21 protein-coding genes are annotated in these 13,907 nt (G+C 56.3%); all 21 read right to left on the bottom strand.

The window, feature by feature from the left end:
• Positions 1-133: 133 nt before the first annotated feature.
• Entirely contained in the window at positions 134-2,311 is a 2,178-nt protein-coding gene (locus G7Y44_RS05755) for a cytochrome C oxidase Cbb3 (RefSeq protein ID WP_165248278.1), read from the bottom strand.
• A gap of 252 nt (positions 2,312-2,563) precedes the next feature.
• The gene (locus tag G7Y44_RS05750; protein ID WP_165044696.1) at positions 2,564-3,190 is read right to left on the bottom strand and encodes an adenylate kinase; all 627 of its coding nucleotides are present in this window, start codon (positions 3,188-3,190) and stop codon (positions 2,564-2,566) included.
• A 19-nt stretch (positions 3,191-3,209) separates the two neighbouring features.
• Entirely contained in the window at positions 3,210-4,490 is a 1,281-nt protein-coding gene (gene secY, locus G7Y44_RS05745; protein WP_165248276.1) for a preprotein translocase subunit SecY, read from the bottom strand.
• A complete protein-coding gene (gene rplO / locus G7Y44_RS05740; RefSeq protein WP_165044692.1) occupies positions 4,484-4,933 on the bottom strand; it encodes a 50S ribosomal protein L15 in 450 nt (149 codons plus the stop codon). The genes secY and rplO overlap by 7 nt, the downstream gene beginning before the upstream one ends.
• A gap of 135 nt (positions 4,934-5,068) precedes the next feature.
• Positions 5,069-5,260 carry a 50S ribosomal protein L30 gene (rpmD, locus tag G7Y44_RS05735; RefSeq protein ID WP_165044690.1) on the bottom strand — a complete coding sequence of 64 codons (192 nt, stop codon included), beginning with the start codon at positions 5,258-5,260 and terminating at the stop codon, positions 5,069-5,071.
• Entirely contained in the window at positions 5,260-5,790 is a 531-nt protein-coding gene (gene rpsE, locus G7Y44_RS05730; protein WP_165044688.1) for a 30S ribosomal protein S5, read from the bottom strand. The genes rpmD and rpsE overlap by 1 nt, the downstream gene beginning before the upstream one ends.
• Positions 5,791-5,805: 15 nt before the next feature.
• The gene (gene rplR / locus G7Y44_RS05725) at positions 5,806-6,174 is read right to left on the bottom strand and encodes a 50S ribosomal protein L18 (protein WP_165044686.1); all 369 of its coding nucleotides are present in this window, start codon (positions 6,172-6,174) and stop codon (positions 5,806-5,808) included.
• Between the two features lie 33 nt (positions 6,175-6,207).
• Complete coding sequence (gene rplF, locus G7Y44_RS05720) at positions 6,208-6,753, bottom strand: 50S ribosomal protein L6 (protein WP_165248274.1); 546 nt, start codon at positions 6,751-6,753, stop codon at positions 6,208-6,210.
• 16 nt (positions 6,754-6,769) lie between these two features.
• On the bottom strand, positions 6,770-7,168 hold the full coding sequence (gene rpsH / locus G7Y44_RS05715; protein WP_165248361.1) for a 30S ribosomal protein S8: 399 nt from the start codon (positions 7,166-7,168) through the stop codon (positions 6,770-6,772).
• Between the two features lie 106 nt (positions 7,169-7,274).
• Positions 7,275-7,460 carry a type Z 30S ribosomal protein S14 gene (locus tag G7Y44_RS05710; RefSeq protein WP_101723122.1) on the bottom strand — a complete coding sequence of 62 codons (186 nt, stop codon included), beginning with the start codon at positions 7,458-7,460 and terminating at the stop codon, positions 7,275-7,277.
• Between the two features lie 110 nt (positions 7,461-7,570).
• Positions 7,571-8,119: a 50S ribosomal protein L5 gene (gene rplE / locus G7Y44_RS05705; RefSeq protein WP_165044682.1), complete on the bottom strand. Its 549-nt coding sequence runs from the start codon at positions 8,117-8,119 to the stop codon at positions 7,571-7,573.
• A gap of 128 nt (positions 8,120-8,247) precedes the next feature.
• Positions 8,248-8,571 carry a 50S ribosomal protein L24 gene (rplX, locus tag G7Y44_RS05700; protein ID WP_165248272.1) on the bottom strand — a complete coding sequence of 108 codons (324 nt, stop codon included), beginning with the start codon at positions 8,569-8,571 and terminating at the stop codon, positions 8,248-8,250.
• Positions 8,572-8,583: 12 nt separating this feature from the next.
• On the bottom strand, positions 8,584-8,952 hold the full coding sequence (gene rplN / locus G7Y44_RS05695) for a 50S ribosomal protein L14 (RefSeq protein ID WP_165044679.1): 369 nt from the start codon (positions 8,950-8,952) through the stop codon (positions 8,584-8,586).
• 49 nt (positions 8,953-9,001) lie between these two features.
• Complete coding sequence (gene rpsQ / locus G7Y44_RS05690) at positions 9,002-9,262, bottom strand: 30S ribosomal protein S17 (RefSeq protein ID WP_165044678.1); 261 nt, start codon at positions 9,260-9,262, stop codon at positions 9,002-9,004.
• Between the two features lie 20 nt (positions 9,263-9,282).
• The gene (gene rpmC / locus G7Y44_RS05685) at positions 9,283-9,477 is read right to left on the bottom strand and encodes a 50S ribosomal protein L29 (protein ID WP_165044677.1); all 195 of its coding nucleotides are present in this window, start codon (positions 9,475-9,477) and stop codon (positions 9,283-9,285) included.
• A complete protein-coding gene (gene rplP, locus G7Y44_RS05680; RefSeq protein WP_165044676.1) occupies positions 9,478-9,900 on the bottom strand; it encodes a 50S ribosomal protein L16 in 423 nt (140 codons plus the stop codon).
• Complete coding sequence (gene rpsC, locus G7Y44_RS05675; protein WP_165044675.1) at positions 9,900-10,610, bottom strand: 30S ribosomal protein S3; 711 nt, start codon at positions 10,608-10,610, stop codon at positions 9,900-9,902. Before rpsC ends, rplP begins: the two co-directional genes overlap by 1 nt.
• Before the next feature lie 4 nt (positions 10,611-10,614).
• The gene (rplV, locus tag G7Y44_RS05670; protein WP_165044674.1) at positions 10,615-10,956 is read right to left on the bottom strand and encodes a 50S ribosomal protein L22; all 342 of its coding nucleotides are present in this window, start codon (positions 10,954-10,956) and stop codon (positions 10,615-10,617) included.
• A gap of 14 nt (positions 10,957-10,970) precedes the next feature.
• On the bottom strand, positions 10,971-11,246 hold the full coding sequence (gene rpsS / locus G7Y44_RS05665; protein WP_165044673.1) for a 30S ribosomal protein S19: 276 nt from the start codon (positions 11,244-11,246) through the stop codon (positions 10,971-10,973).
• 22 nt (positions 11,247-11,268) lie between these two features.
• Positions 11,269-12,099 (bottom strand): 50S ribosomal protein L2, encoded by an 831-nt coding sequence (rplB, locus tag G7Y44_RS05660; RefSeq protein WP_165044671.1) that lies wholly within the window; start codon positions 12,097-12,099, stop codon positions 11,269-11,271.
• 418 nt (positions 12,100-12,517) lie between these two features.
• Positions 12,518-13,897, bottom strand: a complete 1,380-nt coding sequence (locus tag G7Y44_RS05655) for a trigger factor (RefSeq protein WP_165248270.1) — start codon at positions 13,895-13,897, stop codon at positions 12,518-12,520.
• Between the last annotated feature and the right edge of the window lie 10 nt (positions 13,898-13,907).

Here is a 13,907-nt window from a genome sequence, read left to right as displayed (position 1 = left end):
AACGCGCAGGCGAAACGTGCGCGAGCACACCGTGAAAAACGATCGCTCGACTCGGTAAATGGGCTGTGTCTTGGGACCGAAAACGCTCGAGAAACGAGCTTGGCTATTCGATCGAGCTTGCCATAGCTTGCCGTTACGTCCAGAACATGATGGCTTCCAGAATATCCTGGTACGCCCACGCATACACACTTGAATACCATCCCGTTTCTGCAACGAAGCACATGAGTATCACGTAGGTAACCGACAATGCCACCAGTAACAACAAGCCCTTCATCAGTTGATTATGCAACTGCGAGCCCGGTTTCATGCCCTCGTTCGCAACAAAGACGAGTAGAACTGCAGCAGCAAGGAACATGAAGCTGAAATCGGCGTAATAACGCTGCAGAATGCCTGCCATCTGGGCATCAGCGAGCGCCACCACCACACCGCCCACAATAAGCGCTATGATGACGCCAGCGACGGTGCGTGTGGCGCGCTGCGCGAAGCGCATACGCAGGATGCTGCGCGAGAACAGCAATACCCACAGAATAGGCAAGCACGCAAAGATGCCACCGAATGTTACTTCCTTGATGGTCTGCCCCATATACGTGGTTTCAAACACCACTGGCTGCAAGAAGGGAAACACACCCGTTGCACAGGGAGGTTGCAGGAAATACGCGAACGCCGCCGGCAGAAACCTACCCATGTTCCATCCGCGCTTCGTCATGTCGTTTACTGTGAGGTTGTAATTCGCCCCGAAGTCAGTTACCGAGCCGAAGCGTGCCCAGTTGTACCACATGATGCCAACGCCAACGATAAAATAAGGCGCTATGAGACACATGAACTCGAAGAAGCCGCGACGCGTGAACAACCGCCCTTTGGTAATGTAGCGTCGCCAGAACAGCGGAAACGCCAGAAACGACAACACGAGCAATTGCGGGCGGCATCCCGCGACAAGCGCCATACACAAGCTGCCCGCAAAGTACCACCCACCTGGGCACTCATGAGCACGCCCGCGCATCCAGCAATACAGACCCCACACAGAAAACGCCAAGCCCACCGCGATGGGCAGCGAATAAAACGTAGGGAACTTCAGCAGGTACAAAAAACCGCAACAGGCAACGAGCGGGATTTGAAGCAGTAAATACAACCCTAAGCTCACGTGCTTGAAATGGTACCGCGCAAACCGATCGAGCAGCGCTGTGCACCCCAGCACGAACGCGATGAACGTTATCAACACGCCGATAGCCGTAGGGAAGTTCGCACCTGTCAGAAGGTAGAACGGCAAGTAGAACAGTAAAACCGGCACCACGCCGAAATACACGTAGTACTTGCCCTCGTAGTACGCAACGTCGAATAGGTACTGCTCGCCGGTTTGCTTTTCCAATTCAGCACGTGCACCGCGATCGTACGGCTCGTCCATGTCTTGCAGCCACTGTGGCGGTTCTTCTTCGAGATAGAGCTTTCCATTAGCGAATGATTTCGCTAGCTCAGCGTACTGCTGCGCGTTATCGCCCCCCACCTCAAACGTGTTAACAATACTTACGCCATCCCACGACCCGTAGTTATACGACGAGGTTGCCACACCAACCAAGTTCGAGCCAAACAGCAAAAACGCCGCGCCGAGCACGATCTCCACTGCCGCCACCGCAGTTATGACCGCCTTCGAGAGCCGCGCATGTTCAACGATACCGATACGGTAGATCGCACCTCGAGGCCTGAACAACCCCGCTAAAAGCAATATACCTGCGGCCGCGAAGAATCGCAGCACGTTGAAGCGGAACGGACAATGTGCGTTGATGGACACATCCTCAACCTTGATAGGATAGCTCACATCCTCGCCAACCACTTCGATGCGTAAGGAATCAACCAACCCGCTTGCCTGGATGTTGATGTATTCACTTTCGTCCGATTTCGTGGAAACCTGCGCAATAGGAATGCCTACCGTATACTCCGTTGAATCGAAGTACGTCTTGTGTGCTTCATCAGTGAACTGGATTTTCAAGTTCACCACTTTAGCGGACTGCGGCGCATAGAAATCGACTTTAACGTTGTGAACCTCGGTATTCAGACCAGAGAACTCCATAACGTTGTCTGCTTCGGTCAGCTTGAAGGTTCCGTCACTTGCTGTATCGAGTGAAATGCGATCATGTAAGGATATCGTGTTGTACTGTGCGGAAATGAAGTAGTTCATATTAAAGACGAACACCTCAAGCAAAAGAGCCGCAAGCACTACGATAGCGAGATGCTTCAGCACGCGTGACGTGCCAGCCCCATAGCGGTCGGCGTACTCTTCAGCATAATACGATATGTTCTGTCTTACGGTTGGCATTGTTGGTGCATTATAGCGAACCTAGCATCCCCGCTGCCGATATTGAGGGAAACACTGATTAACTCCGTCAGCCCTGCGTTCGTAGAATTGACGGAAATAATCAGTGTTTCCACAACAAAGAAACCGGACTGCCTGAGCACCCGGTTTCTTTGTTGGCGTATGATTTTGTGGCAGCACAACCTGTAGCGTGAAGTAATAGCTTGTCGCGCGTCATGCAACGTACACGTTCGTACGACACGTGCAATCTACAGATTACAGATTCAACGCCTTCTTTACGTCGGCGTACACTTCATTGGGATCGCGATCGCCATCAATGGACACAAGCAGATCACATCCCCGATAGTAGTCAACAAGCGGAGATGTAGACTTCTCGTACACATCCAAGCGGTTACGAACGGTGGTTTCGTTATCGTCATCGCGTTGGTACATTTCACCACCGCACTTCGGACATACCGCATCGGCTTTCGAGCCAATGAACCCGCACGCTTTGCACATACGGCGAGACGTAAGACGGCCGACGATTACCTCAGCATCGACATCAATGAGCAATGCCGCACCCAGTGGACGTTCAAGCTCAGCAAGCATCGTGTCGAGTGCAACCGCCTGGGTCGTGGTGCGCGGAAAACCGTCGAGGATCGCTCCTTTAGCCGCATCAGGCTGCTGGATGCGCTCCTTCATGAGATCGATAATCAGGTCATCGGGCACCAATTCGCCGGCGTCCATGTAGCCTTTCGCTTTTATGCCCAGCTCAGTCTGGTTCTTCACGGCAGCACGCAGAATGTCGCCCGTGGAAATGTGGCACAATCCGCAGTCCTCTACCAACTTCGCAGCTTGCGTTCCCTTGCCAGCGCCCGGTGCTCCCAGCAAAACGATGTTCATGAGCGGTTTCCTTTCTCCCCTACTTGAAGAAGCCGTCGTAGTTATGCATCTTCAGCTGGCTTTCCACCTTGTTCATGGTGTCGAGCGCAACGCCGATCATGATGAGAATCGACGTGCCGCCAAACGACTGAATCAGCTGATTGCCGGTAAAGTAGAAGATAATGGTCGGCAGCACGGCAATAGCCGCAATGAACAAGCCACCCGGCAGCGTTACATAACGCAACACGTTCTTGATGTAGGTGACCGTCGCAGAACCCGGACGGATGCCCGGAATAAAGCCGCCCTGCTTGCGAATGTTGTCAGCCGTTTCTTCCGGATTGAACACCATTGAGGTGTAGAAGTACGCAAAGAACACGATGAGCAGCACGGTCAGGATCCAGTTCACCCAACCAGTCGACACAGCGTTTGCGAATGACGTCAGCCAACTCACGTTAAACAACGCCGCCAACTGAGCCGGGAAGTAAATCAGGCAGCTCGCGAAAATGATGGGGATAACGCCTGCAGCATTCACCTTCAGCGGAATGTACGTTGACTGACCGCCCATCATCTTGCGTCCCTGCACGCGCTTCGCGTAGTTCACCGGAATGCGGCGCTGAGCACGCTCAACAAAGATGATCAGCGGTACGCACACCAATACCACCGCAATGATGAGCAGCGTGATCGCAACGCCCATACCTTTGTCAGCCGTGAGGTTTATCGACTGGAAGATCGCGGAAGGCACACGGCTCACAATACTCACGAAAATGATGAGCGACATGCCGTTACCGATGCCGCGCTGCGTGATAAGCTCGCCCATCCACATGATGAAAGCCGTACCCGCAACCAACGTAAACACAACAATGATATCGGTTACAATTTCGGGAATCTGATCGGTGAACACGACGCCGTACGCAGACGACTTAAACAGCAGCAAGTAGCCAATCGCATTGATCAGGCCAAGAACCAGCGTCAGATAACGCGTGATCTGGGTGATCTTCCTGCGACCCGTCTCGCCTTCGCGTGCCCAGCGACCCACGGCAGGAATGACCCCTTGCATGAGCTGCATGATGATCGACGCGGTGATGTAGGGCATGATACCCAGTGAAAACACCGAGAAGTTCGACAGCGCACCACCCGAGAATAAGTCGAGCATGGTCATTGACACGCCGGAATCCTGGAATGCCGCAGCAAACGCCTTAAAGGGCACGCCCGGTACTGGAATATAGGACCCCAAACGGTACAGCGCAAGGATGCTGAGCGTAAAGAGGATTTTCTTCCTCAGCTCAGGCACCTTGAACGCATCGATAATAGAGCTTAGCAAGGCTCTTCGACCTTTCCTCCAGCCGCCTCGATCTTTGCCTTGGCGGAAGCGGACACCTTGTCGACTTTTACGGTGAGGGCCTTGGTGATTTCACCGTCGCCCAGAACCTTCACCAATGCATCCTCATGCTTGATAATACCCTTCGCCTTCAGGCTGGCACCATCAACCACATCGCCGGCCTCGAACTTTTCCTCGAGACGCTTCACGTTAACCGGTAGATACTCAACGCGATTGATGTTATTAAAACCAGGGAGCTTCGGCAGACGACGCGCAAGCGGAGTCTGACCACCCTCAAAGCCAGCACCCTTGCCACCGCCAGCACGGGATTTCTGGCCATTCATACCACGGCCGGACGTTTTGCCATAACCAGAAGCAGGGCCACGGCCAACGCGCTTGCGGTTCTTACGAGAGCCCTCAGCAGGTTTCAGATCCTTGATTTCCATGAATACATCTCCTCTGTTCGCTTCGAATCTTAAAGATCCGTGCTGGCAGCTCGCCGCCAGCAAACTTCCAAAACTACACATTCGGCGCACCTTCGCTGAAGGCGCGCCGAATGTGCACTACATACTCTGAAGAGCTTACAGCTCTTCGACCTCCACGAGGTGCTTAACCTTAAAGATCATACCGCGAACGCTCTCGTTGTCAACCTGATCAACCGTGCGGCCGATCTTACCCAAACCAAGCGCACGCAGGGTCTGGCCCTGGTCAGCGGGGCGACCGATGGCGCTCTTTACCTGCGTGACACGCAGGGTCCTCTTTTCCTCTGCCATTACTTCGTCTCCTTCCAGCCATAGATCTGGGCGACGGAGATGCCACGGCGCTCGGCAACCTGCTGCGGGCTCTGCATGTTCTTCAAGCCCTCAGCAGCGGCCTTCACGACGTTCAGCACGTTGTCGGTGCCCAGCGACTTGGCGAACACGTTCTCCACGCCCGCCAGCTCCATGACGGCACGAGCGGCGCTACCAGCGATAACACCGGTACCAGGAGTAGCCGGCTTGATGAGCACGCGGCCCGCACCGAACTCGCCCAGGATGTCATGGGGAAGCGTCTTGGCTTCGGTGAGCGGAACGGTGAACATGTTCTTCTTGGCATCTTCAGTGCCCTTACGGATGGCGATAGGCACTTCGGCGGATTTACCCATGCCAACACCCACGCGACCATTGCGATCGCCGACAACCACCAGCGCGGTCAACGCCATGCGACGACCACCCTTGACGGTCTTGGAGACGCGATTGATGTAGACGACGCGTTCCTCGAGCTCGGGAACTGCGGCGTTATTGTCTTGCTTGTTACGAGCCATAGACCTAAACCCCTTCTAGAATTTCAAGCCTGCTTCGCGGGCTGCCTCGGCCAGAGCCTTGACACGACCGTGATACAGGTGGCCACCACGGTCGAACACGACCTCAGTAATGCCTTTGTCCAAAGCGTTCTTGCCAACGATGCTGCCCAGAGCGGCAGCGCCTTCAACGGTCGCACCGTTCTTGCCCGTTGCCTTGAACTCGGGGCCGAGCGTAGACACGCCGTAGATCGTATTACCAGCTTTGTCATCAATCAGCTGGACGTACATATTGGAATTGCTGCGGGTCACACACAGACGCGGACGCGCCACGGTGCCAGAAATCCTGCCGCGAACACGACGATGGCGACGGGCCAGCGCAGCTTGCTTTTTCTGAAGCTTGTTCATGATTATCCCTTCACTATCAAACGCACGTGGCTACTACTTGTCGCCCTTGCCGGACTTGCCCACCTTGCGACGGACATGCTCGCCCTCGTAACGAATACCCTTGCCCTTGTAAGGCTCCGGCTTGCGCCACTTGCGGATGTTTGCTGCAACTTGGCCGACCTGCTCTTTCGAGGGGCCGCTCACGATGATCTCCGTGGGGCTGGGCACCGTGAAGGTGATGCCTTCGGGGCACTCGACGTGAACAGGATGGGAAAAACCGAGCTGCATCTCAAGGTCGGCACCTTTCAGAGCGGCACGGTAGCCAACGCCGACCATCTGAAGCTTCTTGGTATAACCGTTGGTAACGCCCTCGATCATGTTGGCGATCAGCGTACGGGTCAGACCGTGAAAACTGCGAGCTTCACGGGTGTCATCCGGGCGCTTAACGATGATCTCGTCACCTTCGCGCTCGATGATCATGATTCCGGGAAGCGTGCGGGAAAGCTCGCCTTTCGGGCCCTTGACCGAAACAGTCGCGCCCTCGATGGTCACGTCAACGCCGGCAGGAATGGCGATAGGCTGTTTGCCGATACGAGACATATCTATCCTCCCCTTCCTACCAGATATAGGCGATGACCTCACCGCCGATGCCCAGCTTGCGAGCATCACGGTCAGCCATCACGCCTTTGGACGTGGATACAATTGCGGTGCCCAGGCCGCCGAGTACGCGGGGCAGCTCGTCCTTGCCGGCATAAATACGCAGGCCCGGCTTAGAGATGCGCTTAATACCGCGAATGGTCTTGGTTTTCTTGGCACCGTACTTCAACGTGATCTCAAGCGTAGCACGCGGCTCGCCAGGGATGACGTCATAGCCTTGAATGTAGCCCTCTTCCTGCATGATGCGGGCGATTTCGACAAGCTTCTTGCTGGACGGCATTGCTACCGTCTGCTTGCCGGCAGAGTTTGCGTTACGCACGCGCGTAAGCATATCTGCAATGGGGTCGGTCATGGTCATTGTTGTTTTCTCCTTTGGTTCGTGATGGGCTACGCGAATCGGTTCGTCGGCACCCATAGCGCCTCCGCCTTAACCGCGGCCCACCCGTACGTTGCCTTGTTTTCGCTTACCACGAAGCCTTGGTCACGCCGGGCAGTTCGCCTTTGTTAGCCAACTCGCGCAAGCAGATGCGGCACAGACCGAACTTGCGGTAGTACGCGCGAGGACGTCCGCAACGCGTGCAGCGATTATGCTGACGCGTGGAGAACTTCGGCTCACGCTTGGCCTTGGCGACCATCGATTTCTTAGCCATGCATTTCCTTCTTTCTCATATCCAGCCCGCTTCCCTATGAAGCGGGCTCGAATGCAGATTTACTAAAGGGGAAGATCACTTTCCCCCACACCCCGAAAAGACGGTGGTGGTTACTTCGCCTTGAACGGGAAGCCGAGCGCAGACAGCAACGCGAATGCGTCGTCGTTGTTCTTCGCGGTGGTAACAAACGTGATGTCCATACCGCGGGTGCGATCAACCTTGTCGTAGTCGATCTCAGGGAAGATCAGCTGCTCGGTAATGCCGAGCGTGTAGTTGCCGCGACCGTCGAAGCTGGTCGGAGAAATGCCACGGAAGTCGCGAACGCGGGGCAAAGCGGTTGCCAGCAGGCGATCGAGGAACTCCCACATGCGATCGCCACGCAGCGTAACCTTGCAACCAATTGCCATACCCTCGCGTACATGGAAGCCAGCAATAGACTTGCGAGCACGGGTGATCATGGGCTGCTGGCCAGTGATGATGCGCATATCGTTCATAGCGGCATCGAGCAGCTTGTGGTCGGACGCAGCAGCACCGACGCCCATGTTCACCACGATCTTCTCAAGACGCGGAACGTCGTTCACATTTGCGATGCCAAGCTCGTCTTTCAGCTTGGCAACCAGCTCGTTTCTGTACTTCTCCTTGAGACGAGGCATAGCCATGTTATTTCCTACCTTTCGATGAATTAAACGCAGGATTTCCGACCCTGCGTCCCCGAACATACCGGGGTCATAACATCAGCCTGCGCACCGATAAGGCGCGCAGGCTCGATATTGTATCTTGATTCCGACTATTTGTCGATGTCTTTCCCGCATTTCTTGCAAACGCGAACTTTCTTGCCGTTCTCGTTGATGCGCTTGGAGACGCGAGTGGCCTCCTTGCATTCGGGGCAAATAAGCTTCACGTTCGACACGTGCAACGGAGCCTCGATGGAAATGATGCCCCCCTGCGGGTTCTGCTGAGTGGGATGCATGGCCTTCTTGACCATGTTTGCCTTCTCGACGACAACGCGCTGACGCTGCGGAATGGCACGGATGACCTCGCCTTCCTTGCCCTTGTCCTTGCCAGCGATGATCCGTACCGTGTCGCCCTTCTTGACATGCATGCTATTCATTGCGCACCCCCTCTACAGCGTTTCCGGTGCCAGAGACACGATCTTCATATACTTCTTCTCACGCAGCTCACGGGCAACGGGCCCAAAGATGCGGGTGCCGCGCGGAGCGCCATTGTTGTCGATGAGAACTGCGGCGTTCTGATCGAACTTGATGTAGCTGCCGTCGGTGCGGCGAACTTCCTTCTTCACGCGAACGATGACGCAGCGCACGACATCGCCCTTCTTCACGTTGCCGTTCGGCATCGCTTCCTTAACGCTGCAGATGATGACATCGCCGAGGCCTGCGTAACGGCGCTTCGAGCCGCCCAGAACCTTGATGCACTGCACCTTGCGCGCGCCGGAGTTGTCGGCAACTGCGAGCATGGATTGCATCTGAATCATTGCTTCAACCTAACTTTCGAATCGGTAATCGTAACGGCATGAAGCCCGATTACTTTGCCTTCTCGACAATCTCCATGAGACGCCAGCGCTTCATCTTGGACAGCGGGCGAGTCTCCATGATGCGAACGGTATCGCCTACACCGGCCTCGTTCTTCTCATCATGGGCATGGAACTTCTTCGTGAAGGTCATCATCTTCTTGTAGACGGGATGGGGTTTACGTTCCTTCACCTGCACGACGATGGTCTTGTCGTTGACAGCACTGACTACGACACCCTGACGTACCTTTCGGTTATTGCGTTCTTCGCTCATTGTATCCAACCTTCCAAGCCTTAAGCGCTCAGCTCACGAGCACGCATCTCGGTCTGGATACGCGCGATGTCCTTCTTAACCTGCTTTACGCGGGCGGTATTGTCAAGCTGGCTCGTTGCCATCTGGAAGCGCAGGTTGAATAGCTCTGCACGCGCCTCCTTGAGCTTGGCCTGCAAATCGTCGGCAGACAGCTCACGAATCTCTGCTGGTTTCATTTACTCCTGCCCCTCCGTTTCACGGGTCACAATCTTGCACTTGATGGGCAGCTTGTTGATAGCCAGACGGAGAGCCTCACGAGCGACTTCGTCTTCGACGCCATCAATCTCGAACATGATGCGGCCCGGCTTAACCACAGCCACCCATGCCTCCGGGTTGCCCTTGCCGGAACCCATGCGGGTTTCAGCCGGCTTCTTAGTGATGGGCTTATCGGGGAAGATGGTGATCCACACCTTGCCGCCACGCTTCATGTGACGGGTCATGGCGATACGAGCTGCCTCGATTTGCCGGTTGGTGATCCATGCGGCCTCCAGAGCCTGGATGCCATAAGAGCCATGGTTCAGACGGGTGCCGCCCTTGGCCTTGCCCTTCATGGAGCCACGCTGCACCTTGCGGTGCTTTACACGCTTAGGTACGAGCATTACTTGCGCCCCCTCTCGTTACGATCGTTGCGACGGCGACTCGGGCGGGAACCGCCTTCGAGCGCGGGCTGCGGAGCTTTCTGGCCCGGCAGAACATCGCCATGGTACACCCACACCTGAACGCCAATAGCGCCCATCGTGGTGCGAGCCGTGGCGAAGCCGTAGTCGATCTTGGCACGCAGGGTATGACGCGGAACACGACCCTCGCCGTACCACTCGCGACGGCTCATCTCAGCGCCACCCAAACGGCCGGAGCACTGAATACGGATACCCTTCGCGCCACTCTTGCGAGCAGACTGCACGGCCTTGCGCATCGCGCGGCGGAAGGCCACGCGTCCCTCAAGCTGCTCGGCGATAGACTGCGCAACGAGTACGGCGTCGAGCTCGGGACGCTTGATCTCAACGACCTCGACCGAAACCGTGCCATCGGCAATGGTTTCGAGCTTCTTGCGAAGCGCGTCGATTTCGGCGCCCTTCTTGCCGATAACCACACCCGGGCGAGCAGTGGTGATGACAATTTTCACCTTGTCACCGGCACGCTCGATTTCAACCTTCGAGACGGCTGCGCGCTCGAGTTGCTTGTTCAAAAACTTCCTGATGGCGAGATCGTTCTCAAGGTTCTTGGCGTAATCCTTGTCGGCGTACCAGCGGCTGCGCCAATCCTCAGTGATGCCGAGACGGAACCCGGTGGGGCTTACCTTCTGACCCATGCGCTTATGCCTCCTCTCGAGTTCCAACGACAATAGTAATGTGGCTTGTGCGCTTACGGATACGGGATGCGGAACCCTTCGCACGCGGGCGGATGCGCTTCATCGTGGGACCCTCGTCAACGAAGGCAGTCTTCACGATGAGCGAGTCCGGACGGACGTGATGCAGGTTCTCAGCGTTGGCAACCGCAGAGTTCAGCGTCTTCAATACGGTTTCCGCAATGGCGCGGTCCGTGAACGCGAGTATATCCTGCGCTGCCGGAACGGACTTGCCGCGAATCAGGTCGACGACAATGCGCGCCTTGCGGGGAGAAACGCGCACGAAACGTGCAATAGCTTTAGCTTCCATCGTTTACCCCCTTCTTATCGCTTCTTGCCCTTGTCGGCAGAGTGACCCTTGAACGTGCGGGTCGGGGCGAACTCGCCCAGCTTGTGGCCGACCATGGATTCGGTAACGTACACCGGCACGTGCTTGCGGCCATCGTGAACGGCGATGGTGTGACCCACCATTTCCGGGAAGATGGTGCTCGAACGTGACCAGGTTTTGATGACGTTCTTTTCGCCTGCAGCGTTCATCGCCTCGATGCGACCAAGAAGACGCGGCTCAACGAAAGGACCTTTTTTCAAACTTCTACTCACTATTACTCCTTAACGCTTTGCGCTACTTCTTGCGACGGCGGATGATCAAGCGGCTCGAAGCCTTCTTGGGATTGCGAGTGCGGTGACCCTTCGTGGGAACGCCCCACGGAGTAACCGGGTGACGACCTGCGGACTTGTTCTTGCCCTCGCCACCACCGTGCGGATGGTCGACCGGGTTCATAACCGTACCGCGAACGGTCGGGCGGATGCCCTTCCAGCGGTTGCGGCCAGCCTTGCCAATGCGGATGTTGGAGTGCTCGGCGTTGCCAACCTCACCGATCGTTGCGCGGCAGGTAACCAACACGCGACGCATCTCGGAAGAAGGCATGCGCAGAATGGCGTACTTTCCTTCCTTACCCATGAGCTGAATGCTGGTGCCAGCAGAGCGAGCAAGTGCCGCACCCCTGCCAGGCTGCAGCTCAACAGCATGGATGAGCGTACCAACGGGAATCTCAGAGAGGGGCATGGCGTTGCCGGGCTTGATGTCGGCACCCACACCGCTGACCACCACGTCGCCCACCTTCAGGCCCTTCGGGTGAAGGATGTAGCGCTTCTCGCCATCAGCGTAATGCAGAAGAGCGATACGAGCGGAGCGATTCGGATCGTACTCGACCGTGGCAACCTTTGCGGGAACGCCGTCTTTCGTGCGCTTGAAGTCGATGATGCGATACCGGCGCTTGTTGCCGCCACCCTGATGACGGGTGGTGATGCGGCCATTGTTGTTGCGGCCCGCCTTCTTAGGCAGGGGCGCAAGCAGAGACTTTTCCGGCGTCGAACACGTGATTTCGGCGAAATCCGAAACCGACTGGAAGCGACGGCCGGGACTTGTCGGCTTGTACTGCTTTACTCCCATTTCTAACCTTTCCTGGGTTCTTGTGAGTTCGTTGACGGAGCGAACCCTAAAAACCCTTTACGCTTGGACCCCCGCTCGCGCGCCTCAACCGCACCCCGAGGACCCACCTTGCCTTTGCGGACGCTTCGATAGCCACGTGCGCCTGTTTGAGGCCAAACGCCCTGACGCCGAAGGTCCACGCATCCGGGTGTATCCATGACACACCAGACACAAACGAACATTATACGCAGCTTGAAGGCGCACTTCAAGAATGTATTTTGTGCCCATAACCTGCACACAACCAGACCCCGGAAGAGCGAAGAGCGCTCTTCCGGGGTCTTGGAAATACACTGACCAACATCGGTTACCCGGCAATGAGCTTTAAGGAAACGCTGATTCATTCCGCCAATCCTGCGTTTCCTCAGAAACTTCTGAGTGGTTATTCTTCAGGAGCCGGTACCTCTTCGGATTTGACAGCAGACTCACCTTCGCCACCTTCGCCCTGAGCCGCAGCTGCTGCCGCAACCGGCGCAGCATCTGGCTGCATGACAGTGACGGTGGCGTGGTCGGCGAGCCATTTGTTGGCAACGTAGCGCTCGCACGCCTCGCGCAGCGCAAAGCCGCGGCCGTTATCTTCCATGTCGCGACATACGATTTGCGGGTTCTGCGGATTCATAGCGCGGCACGTTGCAGCAACGTCGGCGTCGGTGACCTTCAGGCGCTCGTGGCGGAACACCGCATCGAGCGCGTAGCCCTGTGCGAGAGTTTCGCGCGCCTGCAGCGCCAGCATGAGCGAAAAGTTTTGCTGCCCACCCATCTGTTCCATATACTGCTCAAAGGTCATACCCTGGGCCTTCGTTCGCAGACGCAGATCGTCAACAAGCGCGCGCTGCGTGGCGTCGTGAATCACATCGGGTATGCCGCCCTTGAAACGCCGCGCGATTTCGGAGGCAGCGGCCTGCATCTTCATCTGATCGATCTGCTGCTCAACCTGCTGCTTCATGGTTGCGCGCAGGCTTTCGCGTACACCTTCAACGCCTGGCAGCATGGGAAAGTTCTCTTTCACCCACGCATCATCGATGACGGGAATCTTGCGGTCCTGCACCTCTTTTACCGTAACGGTGAACTCGATTGCGTCGCCCGGCTTTCCTCCCTCACCCGGCATAGCAACCGTAAACGTTTTTGTCTCACCCGGCTGCATGCCGAGCAAGTTGCGCTCGAATTCTTCAGGCATGAGGTTCATTCCCATGGCGTAGGTGCGCCCTTCGGTGTGTAAAGCAGGAAGCGGCTTGCCATCTTGTTCGGCATCCATGGCTATAAGTGCGCAATCGGTTTCTTCGATGGGGTGTGGGTCAGCAGACACGAACGTCGCATAGCTTTCAGCGAGGTTTACTAGCTGCTTGTCGATCTCGCTTTCGGGAATATCGGACGGGGGCACCGTAACAGACACCGGACTATAATCATCAAGCTCGTAGGTGGGTTTCGGCGTAATGGTGACCGAAAACTCAAACGGCTCGCCGCGCTTGATGGTTCCCGTAGGAACCTCTGCAGGCATGAACGCTGGCGTAAGGTTGCGCTTGTCGATAGCAAACGGCACCAAGTACTGGGCGGCCTTCGGCGCAGCCAAAGCGTCGAGATCTTTGATGTGAAGTTCATCTGCGGCAACCTGCTGGGCCGTCTTACCTTGCGGCACCCGAATGCCCAGATCTTGTAATGACAAGTACTGTGCAACCGTAAATGCATGATTGACCTCGGCGGGCGAAGCGACGGCATCGAGCCGGATGCGGCCGTCGGTAAGCTTTTGTTCCGTAACCTTCATGGGCAGTTCT

The sequence above is a fragment of the Adlercreutzia sp. ZJ141 genome (assembly GCF_011038965.1).
Taxonomy (GTDB): Bacteria; Actinomycetota; Coriobacteriia; order Coriobacteriales; family Eggerthellaceae; genus ZJ141.
The sequence above is the reverse complement of the archived record's forward strand: the minus strand, read 5'-3'. Positions and strand labels throughout refer to the sequence as shown.

Excerpts from the sequence above, each read along its gene's own strand:
- G7Y44_RS05755 (WP_165248278.1), bottom strand. The coding sequence starts at position 2,311 with ATGCCAACCGTAAGACAGAACATATCGTATTATGCTGAAGAGTACGCC.
- G7Y44_RS05750 (WP_165044696.1), bottom strand. The coding sequence starts at position 3,190 with ATGAACATCGTTTTGCTGGGAGCACCGGGCGCTGGCAAGGGAACGCAA.
- rplO (WP_165044692.1), bottom strand. The coding sequence starts at position 4,933 with ATGGAAATCAAGGATCTGAAACCTGCTGAGGGCTCTCGTAAGAACCGC.
- rpmD (WP_165044690.1), bottom strand. The coding sequence starts at position 5,260 with ATGGCAGAGGAAAAGAGGACCCTGCGTGTCACGCAGGTAAAGAGCGCC.
- rpsE (WP_165044688.1), bottom strand. The coding sequence starts at position 5,790 with ATGGCTCGTAACAAGCAAGACAATAACGCCGCAGTTCCCGAGCTCGAG.
- rplR (WP_165044686.1), bottom strand. The coding sequence starts at position 6,174 with ATGAACAAGCTTCAGAAAAAGCAAGCTGCGCTGGCCCGTCGCCATCGT.
- rplF (WP_165248274.1), bottom strand. The coding sequence starts at position 6,753 with ATGTCTCGTATCGGCAAACAGCCTATCGCCATTCCTGCCGGCGTTGAC.
- rpsH (WP_165248361.1), bottom strand. The coding sequence starts at position 7,168 with ATGACCATGACCGACCCCATTGCAGATATGCTTACGCGCGTGCGTAAC.
- G7Y44_RS05710 (WP_101723122.1), bottom strand. The coding sequence starts at position 7,460 with ATGGCTAAGAAATCGATGGTCGCCAAGGCCAAGCGTGAGCCGAAGTTC.
- rplE (WP_165044682.1), bottom strand. The coding sequence starts at position 8,119 with ATGGCTATGCCTCGTCTCAAGGAGAAGTACAGAAACGAGCTGGTTGCC.
- rplX (WP_165248272.1), bottom strand. The coding sequence starts at position 8,571 with ATGAATAGCATGCATGTCAAGAAGGGCGACACGGTACGGATCATCGCT.
- rplN (WP_165044679.1), bottom strand. The coding sequence starts at position 8,952 with ATGATTCAGATGCAATCCATGCTCGCAGTTGCCGACAACTCCGGCGCG.
- rpsQ (WP_165044678.1), bottom strand. The coding sequence starts at position 9,262 with ATGAGCGAAGAACGCAATAACCGAAAGGTACGTCAGGGTGTCGTAGTC.
- rpmC (WP_165044677.1), bottom strand. The coding sequence starts at position 9,477 with ATGAAACCAGCAGAGATTCGTGAGCTGTCTGCCGACGATTTGCAGGCC.
- rplP (WP_165044676.1), bottom strand. The coding sequence starts at position 9,900 with ATGCTCGTACCTAAGCGTGTAAAGCACCGCAAGGTGCAGCGTGGCTCC.
- rpsC (WP_165044675.1), bottom strand. The coding sequence starts at position 10,610 with ATGGGTCAGAAGGTAAGCCCCACCGGGTTCCGTCTCGGCATCACTGAG.
- rplV (WP_165044674.1), bottom strand. The coding sequence starts at position 10,956 with ATGGAAGCTAAAGCTATTGCACGTTTCGTGCGCGTTTCTCCCCGCAAG.
- rplB (WP_165044671.1), bottom strand. The coding sequence starts at position 12,099 with ATGGGAGTAAAGCAGTACAAGCCGACAAGTCCCGGCCGTCGCTTCCAG.
- G7Y44_RS05655 (WP_165248270.1), bottom strand. The coding sequence starts at position 13,897 with ATGAAGGTTACGGAACAAAAGCTTACCGACGGCCGCATCCGGCTCGAT.